14 protein-coding genes, 1 tRNA gene and 1 pseudogene are annotated in these 21,640 nt (G+C 49.7%); 8 read left to right on the top strand and 8 right to left on the bottom strand.

Going from position 1 to position 21,640, the window contains the following annotated elements; genetic code table 11:
- The 5 genes and pseudogenes from AKG43_RS12680 to glyA form a co-directional block, all read right to left on the bottom strand.
- Nucleotides 1-218: pseudogene (locus tag AKG43_RS12680) on the bottom strand (IS5/IS1182 family transposase); the annotation flags it as partial.
- Nucleotides 219-644: 426 nt separating this feature from the next.
- A complete protein-coding gene (locus AKG43_RS02300) occupies nt 645-1,301 on the bottom strand; it encodes a hypothetical protein (protein ID WP_054598958.1) in 657 nt (218 codons plus the stop codon).
- Complete coding sequence (locus tag AKG43_RS02295; protein ID WP_054598957.1) at nt 1,291-2,031, bottom strand: hypothetical protein; 741 nt, start codon at nt 2,029-2,031, stop codon at nt 1,291-1,293. Before AKG43_RS02295 ends, AKG43_RS02300 begins: the two co-directional genes overlap by 11 nt.
- Nucleotides 2,032-2,135: 104 nt before the next feature.
- Nucleotides 2,136-5,762: a transcription-repair coupling factor gene (mfd, locus tag AKG43_RS02290; protein ID WP_054598956.1), complete on the bottom strand. Its 3,627-nt coding sequence runs from the start codon at nt 5,760-5,762 to the stop codon at nt 2,136-2,138.
- A gap of 246 nt (nt 5,763-6,008) precedes the next feature.
- A complete protein-coding gene (gene glyA, locus AKG43_RS02285) occupies nt 6,009-7,259 on the bottom strand; it encodes a serine hydroxymethyltransferase (RefSeq protein WP_054598955.1) in 1,251 nt (416 codons plus the stop codon).
- Nucleotides 7,260-7,652: 393 nt separating this feature from the next.
- Here glyA and recN point away from each other — a divergent pair, with 393 nt between their 5' ends.
- The gene (gene recN / locus AKG43_RS02280; RefSeq protein ID WP_054598954.1) at nt 7,653-9,323 is read left to right on the top strand and encodes a DNA repair protein RecN; all 1,671 of its coding nucleotides are present in this window, start codon (nt 7,653-7,655) and stop codon (nt 9,321-9,323) included.
- A gap of 282 nt (nt 9,324-9,605) precedes the next feature.
- Here the strand turns inward: recN and AKG43_RS02275 are convergent, their stop codons facing one another.
- The 3 genes from AKG43_RS02275 to AKG43_RS12675 all read right to left on the bottom strand — a co-directional run bounded on the left by AKG43_RS02275 (nt 9,606) and on the right by AKG43_RS12675 (nt 15,554).
- Nucleotides 9,606-10,919 (bottom strand): surface lipoprotein assembly modifier, encoded by a 1,314-nt coding sequence (locus AKG43_RS02275; RefSeq protein WP_231718090.1) that lies wholly within the window; start codon nt 10,917-10,919, stop codon nt 9,606-9,608.
- 761 nt (nt 10,920-11,680) lie between these two features.
- Nucleotides 11,681-14,830 (bottom strand): right-handed parallel beta-helix repeat-containing protein, encoded by a 3,150-nt coding sequence (locus AKG43_RS02270; RefSeq protein ID WP_054598953.1) that lies wholly within the window; start codon nt 14,828-14,830, stop codon nt 11,681-11,683.
- A 355-nt stretch (nt 14,831-15,185) separates the two neighbouring features.
- Nucleotides 15,186-15,554, bottom strand: coding sequence for a hypothetical protein (locus AKG43_RS12675; protein WP_156300601.1), 369 nt, complete (start codon nt 15,552-15,554; stop codon nt 15,186-15,188).
- Nucleotides 15,555-15,559: 5 nt separating this feature from the next.
- On the opposite strand from AKG43_RS12675, the gene pheS reads away from it, so the two are divergent.
- The 7 genes from pheS (at nt 15,560) to prfA (ending at nt 21,579) form a co-directional block, all read left to right on the top strand.
- Entirely contained in the window at nt 15,560-16,549 is a 990-nt protein-coding gene (gene pheS / locus AKG43_RS02265; RefSeq protein ID WP_054598952.1) for a phenylalanine--tRNA ligase subunit alpha, read from the top strand.
- A gap of 6 nt (nt 16,550-16,555) precedes the next feature.
- Nucleotides 16,556-16,846 (top strand): hypothetical protein, encoded by a 291-nt coding sequence (locus AKG43_RS02260; RefSeq protein ID WP_054598951.1) that lies wholly within the window; start codon nt 16,556-16,558, stop codon nt 16,844-16,846.
- A gap of 109 nt (nt 16,847-16,955) precedes the next feature.
- On the top strand, nt 16,956-19,319 hold the full coding sequence (gene pheT, locus AKG43_RS02255; protein ID WP_054598950.1) for a phenylalanine--tRNA ligase subunit beta: 2,364 nt from the start codon (nt 16,956-16,958) through the stop codon (nt 19,317-19,319).
- Nucleotides 19,320-19,394: 75 nt separating this feature from the next.
- Entirely contained in the window at nt 19,395-19,697 is a 303-nt protein-coding gene (locus tag AKG43_RS02250; protein WP_054598949.1) for an integration host factor subunit alpha, read from the top strand.
- A complete protein-coding gene (locus AKG43_RS02245; protein WP_054598948.1) occupies nt 19,681-20,007 on the top strand; it encodes a hypothetical protein in 327 nt (108 codons plus the stop codon). Before AKG43_RS02250 ends, AKG43_RS02245 begins: the two co-directional genes overlap by 17 nt.
- Nucleotides 20,008-20,043: 36 nt before the next feature.
- Nucleotides 20,044-20,120: transfer RNA gene (locus AKG43_RS02240), tRNA-Pro, on the top strand.
- Nucleotides 20,121-20,502: 382 nt separating this feature from the next.
- Nucleotides 20,503-21,579, top strand: coding sequence for a peptide chain release factor 1 (gene prfA, locus AKG43_RS02235; RefSeq protein WP_054598947.1), 1,077 nt, complete (start codon nt 20,503-20,505; stop codon nt 21,577-21,579).
- Nucleotides 21,580-21,640 lie beyond the last annotated feature (61 nt).

The following is a 21,640-nucleotide window of genomic DNA, read 5'->3' as shown; positions in this document are numbered from 1 at the left end:
GAGAGGCTGTGCCATTGGCCGAGCAGGACGGCTTTGAACATGGAGAGCAAAGGATAGGCGGGACGGCCGCCGTTGTCGCGCACGTAGCGGGTTTTGCGGCCGGCGAGGTATTGTTCGATGGGTGTCCGGTCAAGAATACGGTCGAGTTTGATGAGGGGGAAGCGGTCGAGATGTTTTTCGATGTGGTTGAGGGCGTCGGTGTGTAAAAAGCTGCTCATGAACAAAATCCTCTAAATTCCCGGAGTTTGATGTGAGTGGGAATTTAGAGGATTTTTGAGGGTTTTGCAAAGGTCTCAGGTGTAAGAAACTCTAGCGTTGTTTACACTTTCCGTTTTTTGCATGCAGACCCATTTTGGGATTTTTGAGGGTTGTCAAGAATGCCGAAAGGCACGGCGAAGCCGCATCGTTCTTGAGAATACTCAAAAATCACGAAACCATCATTCCTGCAAAAAACAAAAGCTGTTTGGCATAAAAAGTGTAAATAACCCGACCTTTTCCAACATCCAGACGGCATTTTGAAAACAATACATTCCCCAACACATAATGGCGGCGGAAATTGGGCATGACGTTTTCCTTTTTTTGTGTTTTGTTTATTGGTTTTTACCATTTGTAGGGTGGGCATCACCGCCCTACGGTAATTGGTTTTATTTGAGAATGCTTTCTAAGTTTTCGTATCGAACAATAGCTTTATCTAAAGCAGAATCGGGAACCACTTCCCATGGTTCACCATGTAACAAGCGGTAAACGGGGTCGATGAGAATTTGCTTAACATTAGCTGCGTTGATGCTTAATAAATCAACACTATAGTGCCAAAATTTATCGCCATAATCATAATTTGACCAAATTAATTCATTTTTTTCTAAAGATAAGACTCCCGGAAAATCACCCAAATACCAATTTTTATCAATTGGATATCGAACATAAAAGTCATCAAGGCAGTGACGTAACTCTGAAGAACTGACATGAAGAATAGGCCGCGCCTGTTGTTCGGGAATTGCGGTGCTTTCTCCGAAGAACGAAAATTGAAAGTTAATAAATCTGTGAGCCTTATCATCTATCAACTTTCTTGTTTTTTTCTTAAATATAGCAATACTTAGATTATCCCAAGGAAATAGCCAAGTACTTTCAGATTGCGTACAAATATAGTCTATATCTCCTATTTGAAATTCTGTACTGTTCGATAAAAAATCATTTAATTGTTCGGATAATAATCTGCGTAGTGCTTCTACCTCTTGGAAAAATTTTTCCAATTCATTTAAAGCCTGACTGATTGCCACGCCTTGCTGAATATTACTGTTCATCTGTTACTCTCCAAGTATTATTTAAAATCGGTACATTAATTTGAGTGAAATCAAAGATGCGAAAATGGCTATTTTGCCATTCCGAATCGGAAGGCAATTTTAATGCAGAAAAAGCATAAAACTGTTTTATTTTTAGAGCATTTAATAGCTTGCTCAAATCCTGCATATATAAAGCATATGAGCCATGATTATGCTTACATTCCGATAAAACGATACCCAAAAATTGTTGCCAAGTGAGGGCATGCCAAGGAAGTCCTTTTTGTTTGTGATAGAAATCAGGATGAATCATATCGGCCAAATAAATCAGATGCGTTTCTCCTTCTTGAAAGCAAGCCCACTCCCTCTCTAATTGATCGTGCCCGAAATGCGAGTAAGCTCCCCACTTCAGTTCAACAATATAGCTTTCTTTTTTACCATTCACCTCAAAATAAACCAGCATATCGGGTTCGGTTACCCTTTCCGTGTTATCTTTCCACTTATGTTTTCTGCGTTTCCAAAAAACGATTTGGTGACTGACATGCTGAATATCGTTTGGAATGCTTTGCTTTGATAGTTTCCGAAAAAAACGGTACACGTCAAAAGCGTTGAGATATTTCATTACCCCGAAAATGGTCGAAGTAATTTCATCTTCTTTAGGTGTATGGATGCGTTTGTTGGCAGATAAAAGCGCTTCTTTTTTAGCTCCTTTCAACCAACGGCTGCTTTTGCCTTGAATAATGGCATGAAGCATTTGGTCGTCCTTTCTTTATTTAGCAAGCGGAGGGCAAGGATGCCCGCGCCACAGCTGGTTGAAGCCGTCTGAAATTTCAGACGGCCTTTTGTCCGGTAGCCTGTTTACTTCTCCCCCAACTTCTTCAAAACCGCCTTCACCGTTTGAATCCTCACCGCCACATCTTCCATTACCGCGTTCACGCGCAATTTGTCTGCGCCGGCCATGCGGTAGTTTTTGTTGCTTTGCATCAGCAGGATGATTTGCGCGGGGTCAATGTTGTGGTTTTTGCCGAAGGTAAGGGTAAGGGCTTCGGCGGTGGCATCGATCGCGTCTATGCCCATTTCTTTGGCGATCAGGCGGATGCGGTGGCTTTCGATCAGGGTTTTGACGGGTTGTTCGGGCAGGCCGAAGCGGTCGACGAGTTCTTCGTGCACGCTGTTGATTTGGCCTTCGGTTTCGCAGGTGGCGAGGCGTTTGTAGAGCACTAGCCGTTCGTGGATGTCGGGGCAGTAGCTTTCGGGCAAAAGCGCGGGGCTGTGCAGTTTGATTTCGGTAGTAACGCCCAGCGGTGCGTCGAGATCGGGCTGGCGGCCTTTTTTGAGGTCGCGCACGGCTTGTTTGAGCATTTCGGTGTAGAGGGTGAAGCCGACCTGCATCATTTCGCCGCTTTGCCCTTCGCCGAGGATTTCGCCGGCGCCGCGGATTTCCAAATCCTGCATGGCCAGCGTGAAGCCTGCGCCGAGTTCGTCGGCGGCGGAAATGGCATCGAGGCGTTTTTCGGCATCTTTGGTGATGTATTCGGGCGTGAGCAGGTAGGCGTAGGCTTGGTGGTGGCTGCGGCCGACACGCCCGCGCAATTGGTGCAGTTGGGCAAGGCCGAATTTGTCGGCGCGGTTAATGATGATGGTGTTGGCGTTGGGAATGTCGATGCCGGTTTCAATGATGGTAGAACACAGCAACAGGTTGAACCGCTGTTGCAGGAAGTCGCGCATCACTTGTTCGAGTTCGCGCTCGCGCAATTGGCCGTGGGCGACGCCGATGCGGGCTTCGGGCAGCAGCTCTTGCAGGCGTTCGCGCATGTTTTCGATGGTTTCGACTTCGTTGTGTAAAAAGAATACTTGCCCGCCGCGTTTGAGTTCGCGCAGCACGGCTTCGCGTACGCTGGCTTCGCTGAAGGGTTTGACGAAGGTTTTAACGGCCAAACGGCGGCTGGGCGCGGTGGTGATGAGCGAGAAATCGCGCAATCCTTCGAGCGCCATGCTGAGGGTGCGCGGAATGGGGGTGGCGGTTAGGGTGAGGATATCGACATTGGCGCGCAGGCGTTTGAGCTGCTCTTTTTGGCGCACGCCGAAGCGGTGTTCTTCGTCGATAATGACTAAACCTAAGTTTTTGAATTGGATATCGTCTTGTACGAGCTTGTGCGTGCCGATCACGATATCGACCGTGCCGTCGGCCATGCCGGCGAGCGTGGCTTTGGTTTCTTTGCTGCTGTTGAAGCGGGAAAGCTGGGCGACTTTAACGGGGAAATCGGCGAAGCGGTCGCTGAAATTTTGTGCGTGTTGTTCAACCAACAGCGTGGTAGGCGCAAGCACGGCCACTTGTTTGCCGCCCATCACGGCCACGAAGGCGGCGCGCAGGGCAACTTCGGTTTTGCCGAAGCCGACATCGCCGCACACGAGCCTGTCCATCGGTTTGCCTTGGGTGAGGTCTTTGAGTACGGCGGCGATGGCGGCGGCTTGGTCTTCGGTTTCTTCGTAGCCGAAGCCGTCTGAAAAGGCTTGGTAGTCCAATTCGTTAAACTGGAATTTAAAGCCTTCTTGTGCGGCGCGTTGGGCGTAGAGGTTGAGCAATTCGGCGGCGGTGTCGCGCGCTTTTTCGGCGGCTTTGCGTTTGGCTTTGCTCCATGCGGCGGTGCCCAAGCGGTGCAGTTGCACGTTTTCATAGGCATGGCCGGAATAGCGGCTGATCAGGTGCAGCTGCGACACGGGCACATAAAGCTGGGCTTCGTTGGCGTATTCGAGCAGCATCATTTCGGTGCTGCCCTCGCCCAAATCCATGCTGACCAAACCCATATAGCGGCCGATGCCGTGCTCTTCGTGTACCACGGGGTCGCCGATGTTGATTTCGGCCAAATCGCGCAAAAGGCCGTCTGAAACTTGGGCGTGCTTTTTGCGGCGTGCGGTGCGGCTGCGGGCGACGTATTGGTAGAGGTCGGATTCGGTGATGACGGCGAGGCCGGTTGTAGGCCGCGACATTTGCGCCGATTGTGTTTTGTCGGATTCGAGAATCCGACCTACTTCGTCCGGTTCGTGTGTCTGACCAACATTTTCAGACAGGCTACCTGAAAGGCCGTCTGAAAGATGGGCTGCTGTAGGTCGGATACTTGTATCCGACATTTGCGCTGATTGTGTTTTGTCGGATTCAAGAATCCGACCTACGGGTTCGGCCGATTCGGAAACACCGCCCGCGTTTTCAGACGGCAGCTGAAACCCATAAGCCAACTGCGTTACGGCAATGCACAGCGGCGCATCGCTGTTTAAAAATGCCTGCCAGCCGTCCACGCTTTTCGGTTTCAGACCATGCTGGGCAAAAAAGCCGAGCATGGTTTCGCGGCGGCCCGCGCTTTCGGCGCACAACAGAATCCTGCCCTCAAAGGCCGTCTGAAAACCGTGCAGGGCGGCTAGCGGGGTTTCGGATTGGCGGTTCACGGCCACATCGGGCAATTGGTGCTGCTTGCCGTGAAAGTCGGGCAGGATTTGCGGATAAGGTTTCAGACGGCCTGCAAACTGGTCTTCACTGAGATACAAATGCTGTGGATGCAAAGGCGGGTAAGCATCATCGCCCTGCGCCATCGCATAGCGGGTTTTCACGTCTGCCCAAAAGCGCGCAGCTTCGGCGTGTACGTCGCCGAGGCACACGACAACGGCTTCTTCTCCGATATAGTCGAACAATGTGGCGCATTCGTTTTCAAAAAACAGCGGCAGATAATATTCCACGCCCGCACCGAAATGGCCGTTGCTCACGGCTTTGTACACGGCGGCGGCGTTGTAGTCGCCCTCGATTTCTTCGCGGAAACGGCTGCGGAAGATTTTTTGCGCGTCGTCGTCGGTAGGGAACTCGTGCGCGGGCAGCAGGCGGATTTCGCTTACCGGAGCAAGCGTGCGCTGGGTGTCGGGGTCGAAAGTTTTGATGCTGTCGATTTCATCGCCGAACATATCGAGGCGGTAGGGCAACTCCGCGCCCATTGGAAAAATATCCAAAATACCGCCGCGCACGGCAAATTCGCCGGCGGCAATCACGTTGGAAACATGGCTGTAACCCGCTTCAATCAAGTTTTCGCGCAACGCGTCGATATCGAGCGTTTGACCCGTTTTCAGCCAAAACGTGCGCCCGAGCAGAAACGACACCGGTGCGAGCTTCTGCATGGCGGTGGCCACCGGCACCACCAACACGTCGGCCTGCCCGTTTTTCAGCTGCCACAAGGCAGAAAGCCGCTCCGAAACCAAATCCTGATGCGGCGAAAAACGTTCGTAGGGCAGCGTTTCCCAATCGGGCAGAAACACCGCATTATCCTGCGGGCGGAAAAACTGCCACGCGGTTTGCAGCCGCAAAGCCTGCTCCACATCTTGCGTGAGAATGATTTTTACAGGTTGTTCAGGCAGGCATTCGGTAAGCATCAAAGGCAGGCTGCCGCGCGAAAGGCCGAGCCAGCGGAATTTTTGGGCGGGGGCGGGGATGGGATAATTCATATGGATACGGATAGCAGTTTAGGCCGTCTGAAACATTTTCAGACGGCCTGTGTTGAAGATGCGCTTATTTTATCAGATTCGTTTGAGTGTATTGGCACAAGACTTCGGCCGCAGCATATCGTTCTCGTGCCTTTTCCTGTTTTCATACCGCTGCATTATAGTCAACCCACTTAAGCATAAAAAAACGCCGTCTGAAAATATCCTTTCAGACGGCATGTTGCTATCAATCCGACGGATTCAAACCGATTAGGCACCGTAAACCGGATTTTTCTCACACAAAGCGGTAGCAGCTTTGGCTACACGCTCCAATGTTGCTTGGTCTTCGGGGTTTTCCAACACATCGGCAACCAAGTTGGCCAACTCGCGGGCATCGGCTTCGCTGAAACCGCGGGTGGTAATCGCAGCAGTGCCGACGCGGATGCCGGAAGTCACAAACGGTTTTTCCGGGTCGTTCGGAATGGCGTTTTTGTTGATGGTGATGTGCGCTTTGCCCAAGGCTTCTTCGGCAGCTTTACCGGTGATGTTTTTCGAGCGCAAATCTACTAGGAAAACGTGGCTTTCGGTGCGGCCCGAAATAATGCGCAAACCGCGTTTCACCAACTCTTCCGCCATGGCTGCGGCATTGATTTTCACTTGTTTGGCGTATGCTTTGAATTCAGGCTCCAACGCTTCTTTAAAGGCCACGGCTTTGGCGGCAATCACATGCATCAGCGGGCCGCCTTGCAGGCTCGGGAAAATAGCGGAATTGAGGGCTTTTTCATGCGTGTTGTCGCGGCACAGAATCACGCCGCCACGCGGGCCGCGCAGGGTTTTGTGGGTGGTGGTGGTAACGAAGTCGGCATAAGGCACGGGGTTGGGATATTCGCCGCCGGCCACCAAGCCTGCGTAGTGAGCCATGTCTACAAACAAGTATGCACCCACTTTGTCGGCGATTTCGCGGAACTTCGCCCAGTCGATTTGCAGGGCATAGGCGGAAGCGCCGGCCACAATCATTTTCGGTTTGTGTTCCAAAGCCAAGCGTTCTACTTCGGCGTAATCCAGCACTTCGTTTTCGTCCAAGCCGTAAGTGATGGCGTTATACAGTTTGCCGGAAATGTTAACTGATGCGCCGTGGGTCAGATGGCCGCCGTGTGCCAAGCTCATGCCGAGAATGGTGTCGCCGGGTTTCAGCACCGAAGCGTACACGGCTTGGTTGGCTTGCGAGCCGGAATGCGGCTGCACATTGGCGTATTCGGCACCGAAGAGTTTTTTCACGCGGTCGATGGCCAGTTGCTCGGCGATGTCCACGTATTCGCAGCCGCCGTAATAGCGTTTGGCGGGGTAGCCTTCGGCGTATTTATTAGTAAGCTGGCTGCCTTGCGCTTCCATCACGGCGCAGCTGACGTAGTTTTCCGAAGCAATCAGCTCAACGTGATCTTGCTGTCGTTGCACTTCTTTGGCAATCGCGGCGGCGAGTTCGGGATCGTATTTCTCAATGGTTACGCTTTTTGAAAACATGGTTTGAAATCCTTCAGATGTTGGGAAAAATCAAGCAAAAAAATCGGAGCTATTGTAACTGAATTTACTGCACCCGCGAATGAAAAAATCAGATATTGTTAACAAAACACGTTCATAACCCGCCCCTGCTCCCCTCCCTTTTTCCAGCCCGCGCTTATTTCTTATTTTGATGAAAGCCATTCTTTCCGTTGGTAAAAAATTATTCTTGCTTTCTCTTCCGAAATCCTGCAAAACAGGCAATCAAACTGTTTCAGACGATTACAAAATGCCATAAAATCAAGCAGATTCGATTAACATCAACAAAAACTTATTCAAACTACGATAAATCTTAGTTATAATCAGATTTTCTAAACCAACTCATTTTCAGACGGCCTCTCAACCGAAGGAAATCCGATGCTTTTGGCACTTTCATTACGCGATTTTGTCATCGTAGAAAAACTGAATCTCAACTTTCAAAACGGCTTTACCGTGCTGACCGGCGAAACCGGCGCAGGCAAATCGATTACGCTTGATGCCATCGGCCTGCTCTTGGGCGACAAAGCCGATTACAGCCAAGTCCGCACCGGAGCCAAAGAAGCGCAGCTTTCCGCCCTATTCGATATCGGCGGCCTGCACCGGCTGAAACAGAACCTTTACGAACAAGGGCTGATTGAAGAGGGCGACGACGAACTCAGCATCCGCCGCATTATCGACGCCAAAGGCAAAAGCCGCAGCTTCATCAACAATCAAACCGCCACCCTCGCCCAACTCAAAGCCATCGGCGGGCAGCTTATCGACATCCACGGCCAAAACGCCCACCACTCGCTCAATCAGGAACCGGCTCAACGCCAGTTACTTGATGCCTTTGCCGGCGCCCAAAAGCAGGCTGAAACAGTGAAACAGTGTTACCAAAACTGGCATAACGCGCAAAAAGCACTTAGCGAAGCACAAAATCAAGCTGAGAATATGGCTATCGAGCGCGAACGGTTGGAATGGCAATTTAACGAACTCAACCGTCTCGACCTCAAACCGGGCGAGTGGGAACACCTTAATCAAAGCCACAGCAGCTTATCCCATGCTGCCGAATTATTGCAGGCTGCCGAACAGACGGCCGACTACATCAACGGCGACAACGGCATGCAGCGTCAACTGTACCAATGCCAGAAAATGTTGGATTCTCTGCAACAAATCGAACCGCGCTTTGCCGAAAGCCTGAATATGCTGGCCAGCATCGAAGCGGAACTCAGTGAAATCAGCGCCAATATGCGTGATGTTGCCAACCGGGTCGAAATCAACCCCGAAGAATTGGCCGAACAAGAACGCCGCATGGGTGAACTGATGTCAACGGCACGAAAATACCGTGTCGAACCCGAAGAGCTGCCCGCAAAACTCGAAGAATTAAGCAACCGTCTGCAAACCCTGCAGGCCGCAACCGATATTGCCGTACTTGAATCTGCCGTAGCACATACCGAAGCCGAATATATGGAAGCTGCACAAACCCTTTCGGCCATGCGCCATCAGGCCGCCGCCAAACTCAGCAGCGAAACCACTGCCCACATGCAGCAATTGGCCATGAAAGGTGCCCAATTCCATATCGAATTATTGCCCGTCTCCCCTACCGCGCACGGTTTGGAACAAATTCAATACCAAGTTGCCGCCAATGCAGGCAGCCCGCTCAGACCGCTGAACAAAGTTGCATCCGGCGGCGAACTTGCCCGCATCAGCTTATCTATCCAAGTGGTTACCAGCCAATACACCCAAGTGCCGACTTTGATATTTGATGAAGTCGATACCGGCATCGGCGGCGGTGTTGCCGAAACTGTGGGTAAGGCTTTGCGTTCATTAGGTAAAAAACACCAAGTATTGGCCGTTACCCACCTTCCCCAAGTCGCCGCATGCGGAGAAAACCACTGGCAGGTGCACAAACACAGCCAAGATGGGAAAACCACCAGCGAAATCAGTGTGCTTGATCAAGCCGGACGCATTCAGGAAGTGGCCCGTATGCTCGGCGGAGAAACCATTACCGAAACCACCCGCAGCCATGCCGCCGAACTGCTCGACATGGCATCCGCTCAAGAGGGGTAACGCAACCGTTTAAAAGCGTAAAAAAATGGCTTGATCACTCTGTTGAAACGCTATGATCAAACCGCTTGCTTATAGAGAACGATCGTGCAAGCTGCTAAAGCGGCCACAGAATCGGTTTCATACTACCTGCATTGTCTTTTATTGTCTGAGGTTTGCTGCTGTGTATAAAAATTAGTTGATTGGCTATATATTTTTCAGGCAAACAAATCGAGGCCGTCTGAAACAATTTTATTCAGACGGCCTCATTCAATTCACACCATTCAATTTAACGCCTTTGCTTGGTTAAAAGGTTTTGCCCAGCTCGATAAACATGCGGTTTCTATTGTTACTGTGATAAGGATCATTGCTGGATGTGCGTTGGTGGCTAAATGTCAAACGGGGAGTCAAACCTTCATAATGAACCGCGCGGTGCCAAATTGAAACCGATGTGTTCAACTCCTTATCCCGACGTTTTGCCCCTGCACTGAAAAAGCTCGGCGTTTTATAAAAGCGTTTGGCCACTCCGACCTGCCAACGGGTGGACAAACCGCCCCCCCATTCCTGACCCCAAACGGCACGCAAACCATAGCGGTTAAAATCATCCGAACGGTCGTCGCGGTTGCGTTCTTGATAAAGGTCTGCGCCGCCCAGCCAATATTGTCTCGCACTGCGTTGATACATCAAAGAACCGCTGGCAAAACGGCTGTTGATATCGGAACGTTTGCGCTTCTGGTTATTGAGACGCGAGGCTTCTATTGCAGTGAGGCTTTGCAAATTATGCGTTTGCCAACGGTTCCAGTGGATACGCGCACCGCTGGAATAACTGTAAGCGTGCTTACCGTAAATACGCCGCTCGTGAAAAGGAGTCAGCCCGATATCATTGCGTTGGTCTGCGTAACCCAAACCGGCCGAAACACGCGCCGTGTCGTCGTTATAACGTGAATAAGAACGGTAAGCCTTCCCAGCCAAGTCCACTCCGGCTTTGGCATACAGCCCCTTTTTCAGCGACCATTTTTTCTCCGCACCAAACTGGTAGTTAAAACCCGTCGCATTAATCGGCTTGTCGAAAGTCCAACCGTCGAAACAGCTGCTTTGCGGATTGTTTTTCCGGCGGCTTTCGCACTCTTGTTGAGATAAATGCCTGCCCAACTGCTGCTGCTTCGGAGCCTGATTGATATTTTGCTCACGGGTAATATTGAAGCCGCCGTAAATCTGCCACGAATCACGCTGGCGCAATGCTTTTCGGTATGCCTCTACCCGCTGAAGCACAGGCTCGGGCAATTCTTCGGTCTTAAGCCTGTCGAATTGGTCTGCCGCCGCTTCATTTTGCTGGTTCTCAAACAAAGCTTGTGCCAACTGCAAGCGGATTATTGATGAATCGGGCTGGGTGGAAATCAAAATACGGTAAAGCTTAACCGCTTCCCCCGCTTTACCGCTGTATTGATAAACCAAAGCCTGACCGAACAAAGCCATTTCTTGGTCATGTTTCGGCCATTTACGGTAAATCGGCAGCAATACCTTGATACCTTCGATGTTTTGAGCCATTACGGCAGAATACATGGCTCGAGACAATAATTCCGGATTTTCCAGCAGCGTTTTTTCATCTACCTCGAGCACTTTTTCCTGCTTAGGAGGAGCCTCTACCTCCGGCTTCCCTGTCTGTTGAAGTAGAGAAGGTTCCGCGGGATGAAGATTTAATTTCATCTCCGGATTAGGCAGCGGAAGTTCATCGGCGGGCGAAGGAGCAGGATTGGCAAACGCTTGGGAAAACAACCCGCTTATTGAAAGGAAAAGCAATGCGTATTTCATGATATATATTAAGCAGATGATTGATCGGCTGAGACCTTTTGCACTCCCGTCTGCGGTGCATTTCTGCATTATACGCTACCCACTTGCTCAGCCTATCGTATGATAGGCCGGCACTCGCTGTGCTGCTGCGCATTGAACTGCATCGGTATTCGGGATTTTGCAAAGGCTTCCGGCCTTTTATTGAACGTTAATTTAACCAAGATAATTTAAGGCATATCGCCATCGGGCGTTGCAACGATTTTGGCTGCAACGCCCGATAACGACATGCTTTAGAAAATCTGTCTTTACATTTCAAAAATCATTTTAACACATACATACAAATTATCTATTCCATTTTTGTTTCTTTTTTTGATTTTCAATGCAATCAGGTTGCCGGCAGGCTTAGGGTGTTTACACTTTTCAAAGCCAAAGGCTTTTGTTTTTACTGAAAAATGATTTTTATGCTTTTCAGCATAACATTCGGCAAAGGCTTCCCGCCTGTCGGATAAATCTCAAAAATCTGCAAACGGTGCTTGTATGCAAAAACGAAAAGTGTAAACAATGCCTAATCATCCGCAAACAAACTGCTGTTAAACAACGTATGCCGCTGCCGATTCATCCTGCCATTGCCCTGCCTGAACATTGAGCACGCTATATTCCGGCACGATCACATTTTCGGCAAATGCCGCCGTATTCTCTTTACCCAACAAACCGGAAAGGTTCAATTCGGTTACAGCAAGCAGATTATCCAACTTGGCTGTATCCTGCGGTTCGGCTAAGAATATCTCGTCTTGCTCTTCCGTTTTCAGCACCACCGATTCGGAATGCTCCGATTGTGCAGAGCTTGTTTGGCGGTCAACGGGGATTCCCGAAATGCTGTCGGTGCCGATGTCCCATAGATTGGCCGTATTGCCATCATCATGAACAGCCCCCGCTGCCGGCGCAGTAATATGCTCTATTTTAGCCAGCGCTTTATTATTGTGGGTATTGTCATCGGCAAACACATCAACTTTGCTGCGTTCGATCCAGCTGCGGTAAAGTTGGCCTTTGAGGTCGGTGGTAATGTCGTTGCCGTAAGCATGCAAATCCGGCGTTTCGCTGCCTGCACGTCCTAACACGCTGATCAAAGGCTTGTTCATGTTGCCGTGAATTTCAAAGTTGTTGTTGTTCACATGATAACTTTGGGCATTGCCTATCATCTGAATGCCTTCGATGCTGCCGTCTGACTGCTTGCGTATGGTCAGATCATTACCTTCGAAGGTTACTTTTCCGCGCAGCTTACCGTTATTGCTCTCTTCGTTGATAAACACGGGCACGGTTCCCGACCGGATCACGCCGATGCTCATTTTATTGCCTGTGATATTGATGTCGCCCGCACCCGAACCTTTATCGCCCGTTACGCGGTCGCGGGTATTGTTGATTACGGCAATCATGTATTTGGTCGATTCGCCTTGAATCACGTTATTGCTGATATCCAATTGATAGTGCATCTTCTGTTCGTGATTGCGGAATTCGATACCGTAAGTATGCTGGGCGTTTTTATACATTTCCAAATTTTTGATGGTATTGCCGTGAATTTCAAATTTACCCGTAGCACTGCTGTTTAAATCTTTAAACTGCGTATTGGTCTGCACTTGAATCCCAGAATAGCCGTGATAAGTGTATCGAGGGTTGTCGCTTACCGCCAAACGGAATGTAGGATCTTGAATGATGGTGTTGTCGGCAATCTTTACGGTATCCATTGTAAATTGGCGGTTATAAACCGAAATACCATACAGTCTGTCGCCGATTAAGGTGTTGTTTGCAATCACAACGTCGTCGCCGTCATGAACATCCAAACCTTTGCGGTAGTTGTGGTCCGTCGTATTGTTCGTATATGTAATGCCGTAGTTGTAACTGCCGGCCATGCTTGCAATACCGTAACCCGTACCGCCGTCGGCTTCGTGTCCGTTCCACGCCAGTTTGTTGCCGCTGGCCACAAAATCTTTTTGATACGCAACCAAGGCTCCGGCTACACGGTTGTGATGCAGATAACTGTCGACAATGCGGTTGTTTTCGCCTAAAGGCAGATTGTCGTAGTGTTCGTCTACTTCTTTCCAAATCAATCTGGCTTTATAGGTTCTGCCTTTCGCACTTTCGGGGTCTTTCTGCAAAGCCTGCGTTGATGTGAAAAACACGCCCGCACGGTTTGCGCCGGATACTTCTACTTTGCTGATCAGTGTGTTATCGGCATCGTTAACCAAAATACCGTTTACCTTGCCGAAATAGCTTTGGCCTTTGCGGTAAAAATCAGGGTGGGTGTATTTCACCGACAAATCGGCAATGGTTTTATTGCTTTGCCCGTCCACTAAAATACCGGCAAAATCGCGCACATCGTCTTCGTTGCTGTTCGGATTGAACACCCCTTTTTGCGCTTTATCGAAAGACACAACGGTTTTGCCCATGCCGTCACCAAAAATACCGGTAACACCCGAATTTGCCTTATTCAAAACAATTTGGTCGGAAATATACAGCTTGCCGCTCAAGCGCACGGCTACTTTTTCTTGGTGGGCAGCTGCGAGCGCATTATTAATCGCAGCCAAGCTGTCGGTTTTACCGGTTGCATCGGTACCGAATTCTGCCGCATCGATATAACGGCCGTACTTTTCATGCTGGTAAATATAGAAATGCCCGTCTTTACCGAAGCGCACTTCCATTACTTCGCTGTCGTTATTGCCTACTTTTTCCAATGAATCCGGCGATGTAGGCTCTGCCTGATCAACAGGCTTCACAACCGCCGCATTTTCAATCTTGGCAGTTTTTTCCGATTCCTGATTTTCGGCTGTGTTTTGATCTATAACCGAAGGCGCATCTTCAGTAGGAGCCACTTCCGCCGCTTCTTCCGAAACTTCTATCATATCGGCTTGCGCCACTTTTTCAGACGGCTTCTCTTGTTCTATCTCTTTGGTTTTCTCTTGATCTGCAACCGAAGGCGCATCTTCGGCAGGAGTCACTTCTGCGGCTTCTTCCGAAACTTCTACCGTATCGGCCTGCGCCACCTTTTCAGACGGCCTTTCTTGCTCTATCTCTTTGTTTTCCTTCTGTTTATCTGCAGGCGGTGCTACATCGGCAACGGTCGGTTCCGCATCGTTTGTGGCGATAAACAATTGTACCCCGCCACTGTTTTTCTCTTCAGACGGCATCTTGCCAAGCGGTGCTTCTTCTTTACGGTTAACCTTAGCAGGTGCAGAAGGTGCCGCAGCTTCATGCGAAGACTTGCCGCCTCCGCCGCCCGCCAACGCACCAATCAAACCCGCTCCGGCCAAACCGCCCAAAGCAACCGCCAATTTGTTTACCCCGCCCGACGACGAACGGCCAACCGTAACCTCTTGCGCCAACAAAGCCGTTTCGGGCGCTTCTACTTCATAATAATGCGCATTGCCCTTTGCATCGAAAGCAAACACCCGGCTGCCGTTCTCAGGTTTGGCATATACATAGTAGTCTTCAATCACAATATCCGGCTGCGCTGCCGCAGAATCTTTCGCGCGGATATGCAAATGATTACCCACCTGCACCAATTCGATATTTTCAGGCACCAAGCCGGTATCTTCATCTGCCAACCGATAAACGGCATGCGCTTCTGCCTGAATATACAAAGGCTTACCCGACCCTCTGTGCGCGTTGTATTGCACAACACCTTCCGCATCCACAAAGCGTCCGCCAACCAACCTGCCCACAGAAACAACGATCTGATTAGACATCTTAAAAATCTCCGTAATATGAATATTTATTTTTTATTTATAAAACAATCAGATGAAATAAAAATTACTGAAAGGCAAACTCAAAACAAACATTTATTAACAATTAATAACATTTATTAATTTTTTAACCAAAATTTAGCTTGAGCAGTAATCAATATTCTTAATTCATCATTCAAATACACATTTAACAAGCACAACCTTGAACCGACCAATAAAACAACAATATGTTTTTTATATTAATTTTATTCATCTATATTCAAAAACCAATTTGTAAAAGTAACTTTATTTATTATTTACAAATTAAAACAAAAGGTATCACTAATGACAAAATCATGCAAATATTTAATTGGAATTTTCAACATCTTGGAATATTTACAACAACCCATCCCACCCGGGCCGTCTGAAAATACTTTTGCCCGCCATAAAAAAACAGCCGGCGTGCTTTTTTAACCAAGCACCTTCCGGCAAAACATAAAAAATGTTTACTATTCATCACATTAGAAGAGGAATACGCTATACCCACCCAAACACCACTCGCTATCAACCGGGCACGGCCTATCTCTCTTTTTGCTTTAGCCTGCTGTTTTTTAGGTGTAATTTGCGTTACAATAGCTCCCTTTAAAATTGAAGCGGAACGCCTTATAAGGCTGTCTGAAACAGTTTTCAGACGGCCTTTGTTTGTTAACCCTTGCCGTCCGCACCAAACCACAGAAAAACGAATCAAACATCATGGAAAATGTAAACAGAATCGTTGCAGAAGGCATTGCAGCCCTTAATGAAGCCCCGGATTTTCAAGCATTAGAATTAGTCAAAGCCCGCTACATGGGTAAAACCGGCGAACTGAACGCCCTTTTGAAACAGCTCGGACAAATGCCTCCCGAAGAGCGCAAAACCGTCGGCGCCCATATCAACGAATGCAAAAACCGCTTTCAGACGGCCTATAACGAAAAACGCGATGCTCTCAACGCCGCGCAGTTGCAAGCCCGTCTTGCTGCCGAAGCATTAGACGTTACCCTGCCCGGCCGCGGCCAAGTTTCAGGCGGCCTGCACCCCGTTACCCTTACCCTCCAACGCGTGGTCGAACTCTTCCACGGCATGGGTTTCGACGTGGCCGACGGCCCCGAAATCGAAGACGATTTCCACAACTTCCAAGCACTGAACATTCCGCAAAACCACCCTGCCCGCGCCATGCAGGACACCTTTTATGTAGAAAACGGCGACGTATTGCGCACCCACACCTCGCCCATCCAAATCCGCTATATGCTGGACAAGAAAAACCCGCCCATCCGCATCATCGCCCCCGGCCGCGTGTACCGCGTGGACAGCGATGCCACCCACTCACCCATGTTCCATCAGGCCGAAGGCTTATGGGTGGAAGAAGGCGTAACTTTTGCCGACCTCAAAGCCGTATTTACCGACTTCATCCGCCGCTTTTTCGAACGCGACGATCTGCAAGTACGCTTCCGCCCGTCGTTTTTCCCCTTTACCGAGCCTTCCGCCGAAATCGACATCATGGGCGACAACGGCAAATGGCTGGAAGTGGGCGGCTGCGGCATGGTGCACCCCAACGTATTGAACAACGTCAACATCGACCCGGAAAAATACACCGGCTTCGCTTTCGGCATCGGCCTCGACCGCTTCGCTATGCTGCGCTACGGCGTTAACGATTTGCGTTTATTCTTTGATAACGATTTGAGTTTTTTGAAGCAGTTTAGATAAACACTTATGCAGAAAATATGGCTGTGGCTGTATTTATTTACTTTCGTCCTGTTAGTTTTCGCTTTCTACTGCGTCAATCGTTCATGGCAATCAGCCGATTTAAAAACCGGCATCGGCGATATCGAGCAAGCTTTACTCTGGAGCCGTTATGGAAGCTGGAGTATTTTGGCTGGTTGGTTAACAGGATTTAGCGCGAGCTGTTTGTTTCCTTTTTTTAAAAACAAAGAAAAACCCGCCTTTGTAATTTGTTTTAGTTGCGCTTACGGTATCTTCGCCATATTCATGATGATGCAGTAACGTTCTACATCCTTTTTCAACAAAACAAATCGGGTATTCAGGTTTATATAACAAGCAATGGGGACCTTAGTAGTTATATCCCAGTTAACGATATATAAAGAGATAACTCATGCAATTTTCTTATTCTTGGCTCAAAACCCAAGCCGATACCCGTCTTTCAGCCGATGAATTCGGTCATTTATTAACCATGTCCGGCCTTGAAGTGGAAGAAGCCGAAACCGCTGCTCCCGCATTTTCCAATGTGGTGGTTGCCGAAGTGAAATCGGTAGAAAAGCACCTGGATGCCGACCGCCTGAATATTACCCGAGTAGATGCAGGCACGGGAGAGCTGATTCAGATTGTTTGCGGTGCGCCGAATGTGAAAGCGGGCATCAAAGTGCCCTGCGCCCTGCCCGGCGCGGTGCTGCCCGGCAATTTCAAGATCAAGCCGACCAAAATGCGCGGGCAAGTTTCAAACGGCATGCTGTGTTCTACCAATGAACTGGGATTGCCCGATGACGGCATCGACGGCCTGTATATCCTGCCCGACAATGCACCCGTCGGCGAAAATCTCCGCAATTATCTGGACTTGGACGACACCGTATTTACGCTGAAAATCACGCCGAACCGCACCGATTGCCTAAGCATCAAAGGTTTGGCGCGCGAAACCGCAGCATTAACGGGCTGCGCGTTCAATCAGCCTGACATTCAGACGGCTGCGATCGGCAGCAGCAAAACCCAACCTGTGCGCATCGATGCCCCCGAAGATTGCGGCCGCTTTTTGAGCCGCGTGATCGAAAACGTCGATGCTCAAGCCGCCACGCCCGAATGGATGAAAAACCGTTTAGCGCGCAGCGGTATCCGCAGCATTTCCGCGCTGGTAGATATCGGCAACTATGTGATGCTGGAAATCGGCCAGCCCATGCACGTTTTTGATGCCGACAAACTTTCGGGCAGCATCATCGTGCGCCGTGCCAACGAGGGTGAAACGCTGGCTTGCCTGAATGAAAAAACCGTTACCCTATCCGATAACACCTTAGTGATTGCCGACGAAAAAGGCGCGTTGAGCATGGCCGGTTTGATGGGCGGCGAAGCGAGCGCAATTTCAGACGGCACCCGCAATATCGTGATCGAATCGGCTTGGTTCGCCCCTGAAATCATTGCCGGCAAATCGCGCCAATACGGTTTCGGTTCCGATTCATCGTTCCGCTTCGAGCGCGGCGTGGATTTCGAATTGCAACGTGATGCCATCGAACGCGCCAGCGAACTCATTTTGCAGATTTGCGGCGGTCAAGCGGGCGAAATCGTAGAAGCCGTCGGCAAACTGCCCGAACGTAAAACCGTATCCGTCCGTACCGAGAGAGTCGAAAAACTGCTGGGCGTAGCCGTAGATGAAGCGCGCATCGAAAGCATTTTGTCTGCCCTCGGCCTGCAACCGCAAAAAGTTTCAGACGGCCTCCAAGCCACATCACCCAGCTTCCGCTACGACATTGAAATCGAAGCCGATTTGATTGAAGAAATCGCCCGCGTTTACGGCTACGAAAACATTCCCGACGATTACACTTCAGGCCGTCTGAAAATGATGGCACTGCCCGAAACCCAACGTCCGCGCTTTGCCGCTTACCGTCAAATGGCTGCACGGGGTTATCAGGAAGTGGTCAGCTATGCTTTCGTTAACGAGCAATGGGAACGGGATTTTGCCGCCAACGAGCACCCTATCCGTCTGCAAAATCCGCTGGCCGCACAATACAGCGTGATGCGCTCGACACTTATCGGCGGCTTGGTGGAAATTCTGCAAAACAACCTCAACCGCAAGCAAAACCGCGTGCGCGTGTTTGAAATCGCCCGCGTATTCAGCAAAGATTCAGACGGCCGCTTTATTCAAAAAGAACGCTTGGGCGGTTTGGTTTACGGGTCCGCCCAACCCGAACAATGGGGCGAGAAAACCCGCGCGGTCGATTTTTACGACATTAAAGGCGACGTAGAAGAACTGCTGGCAGGCAAACATGCCGAGTTCGTCAAAGCAGAACACCCTGCCCTGCACCCCGGCCGCACCGCAGAAATTAAAATCAACGGAAAAACGGTCGGCTTCATCGGCGAACTGCACCCGCAATGGCTGCAAAAATACGATCTGCCCCAAGCTCCGCTGGTTTTCGAAGTAGATATGGCTGCCGTATTGGAACAGGAAAAAACCGTTTACCGGCCCGTTTCCAAATTCCAACCGTCCCGCCGCGATTTGGCATTTGTGTTGCCGGAGAGCACCGGCTATGCCGAACTGCATGCCGCGTTAAGCGGCGTCCGCAGCCCGCTGATTCAGGAAATCGCCCTGTTCGACGTATACCGAGGCACCGGCCTGCCCGACAACATGAAGAGTATGGCCGTGAAAATCATGCTGCAAGATATGGAAGCCACGCTTACAGACGAAGCCGTAGAGCCTCTTATAGCAGAGTTAATCAAAGCGGCTGAAAGTGCGGGGGCGCAACTTCGCGGCTAAAAAAAACCTTATTCACTTGAATTCTAAAAAAAAATTAGTAATAATCCCCACCTATTGAAAAATGAAGGTAATAATATGACATTAACGAAAGCCGAATTGGCAGATATTTTGGTAGAAAAAGTAAGCAGCGTAACCAAAAACGATGCCAAAGAAATCGTCGAACTCTTTTTTGAAGAAATCCGCGCCACTTTAGCCCGTGGCGAAGAAATTAAAATTTCCGGATTCGGCAACTTCCAATTGCGCGACAAGCCCCAACGCCCCGGCCGCAACCCGAAAACCGGCGAAGAAGTGCCGATTACTGCCCGCAGAGTCGTTACTTTCCATGCAAGCCAAAAACTCAAAGGCATGGTGGAGCACTACTATGACAAACAACGTTGATACCGTTCCTGTTATTCCCGCCAAACGCTATTTCAGCCTGAACGAAATGTGCGAGCTGGTGCAAATCAGCCCTGCACAATTTTCCCAATGGCAGCACGAAAACGGCGTGGTAGTAGGCTACGGCGGCAATAACTATACCCGTTCCGACGTATTAAAGCTGATCAAGCTCAAAGACACGTTTGCCCCTTTTGTAGATACTTTCACCCATAACGCACTGGATGCAGAAGGCAACCCTGCCATTCAAGCCGATGAAATGCGGGATGAACTGCAAAAAATGCTGGGCGAAATTGAAAAAACACTTGCCAGTTGAGTAATGTGACTTTATAATCACGTTCTCTTTTCGAGTCGGAGTGTGGCGCAGTCTGGTAGCGCACTTGCATGGGGTGCAAGGGGTCGAAGGTTCGAATCCTTTCACTCCGACCAACAATAAACAAAGTCAGCTACAAGTTAGCTGGCTTTTTTATTTATCGGTAAATCGCATTATCAAACGGCAACGATTTAGAAAAACGGCTGGGCTGTGATGAGTATGGTTGGTTATGTTTCAACAAACCGGGCAATGCAGAAATAATCTCTCCGTATTTCCTCTACTCTATATAGTCCGTCAAACCGAGCCCTTGCCTAAACCTTTAGCATGAAGGCCGTCTGAAAAATTCCAGCCCTAGGGTCTGTTGGTATTTGGCTGATGGAGCGGTTTTTTGAGCAAAAATACCGCCATTAGGCAAATTGTCGACAGACCCTAACGCAAGCCGCTGTTCTCAGGTTTGTATATTTACTATTTTCAGACGGCCTCTATCGGATAAATATCATGAAACCATCAATTTTGGACAAACTTCAACAACTGGCCGACCGTTTGGAAGAAGTAACCCACCTGCTCGGCCAACCAGAAGCAACCGATGATATGGACAACTACCGCAAGCTGACCCGCGAGCACGCGGAAATCACACCGGTAGTGGAAGTATTCCGGCAATACACACAAGCGCAGAGTGATTTGGCAGATGCCGAAGAAATGCTGTCCGACCCGGAAATGAAAGAATTTGCCGCAGAAGAAATCGAAGCCGCCAAAGCGCAGATTGACTCTTTAGACACCGAATTGCAAAAGCTGTTGCTGCCCAAAGATGCCGATGACGATAAAAACATCTTCATCGAAATACGCGCAGGCACCGGCGGCGACGAAGCCGCGCTGTTTGCCGGCGACCTGCTAAGAATGTACAGCCGCTTTGCCGAACGCAGCCGCTGGCAGGTGGAAATCGTTTCCGCCAACGAAAGCGACTTGGGCGGCTATAAAGAAGTGATTGCCCGCATTGTCGGCTTAGGTGCTTACAGCAAATTGAAATTTGAATCGGGCGGACACCGTGTGCAGCGCGTACCCGCAACCGAAAGCCAAGGGCGCATCCATACATCGGCCTGCACCGTAGCCGTGATGCCCGAAGCAGACGAACTGGAAGAAATCCAGCTCAACCCTGCCGATTTGCGCATCGATACCTTCCGCGCATCCGGCGCCGGCGGCCAGCACATCAATAAAACCGACTCCGCCGTACGCATTACCCATCTGCCTACCGGCATGGTGGTGGAATGCCAAGACGGCCGTTCGCAGCACAGCAACAAAGCTCAAGCCATGAAAGTATTGGCTGCACGTTTGAATGATGCGCAAAAACGCGAAGCCCAAGCCAAAGAAGCGGCCGAACGTAAAAGCCTGATCGGTAGTGGCGACCGCAGCGAACGCATCCGCACCTACAACTATCCGCAGGGCCGCGTAACCGACCACCGCATCAACCTAACCCTGCATAAACTCGATTTTATTATGGACGGCGATTTGGAAGAGCTGACCACCGCTTTAATAGCGGAACATCAAGCCGAGTTGCTGGCCGAAATGGGTGATTGAGACGACTAAACCGTTAAAATTTTCGCCAAAATGTAAAAATCAACACAATACTGTAAAAAAT

Origin of the sequence: Neisseria sp. 74A18 (assembly GCF_001308005.1) — a bacterium.
Taxonomy (GTDB): domain Bacteria; phylum Pseudomonadota; class Gammaproteobacteria; order Burkholderiales; family Neisseriaceae; genus Neisseria; species Neisseria dumasiana.
This window is presented reverse-complemented; position numbering and strand designations above follow the sequence as displayed.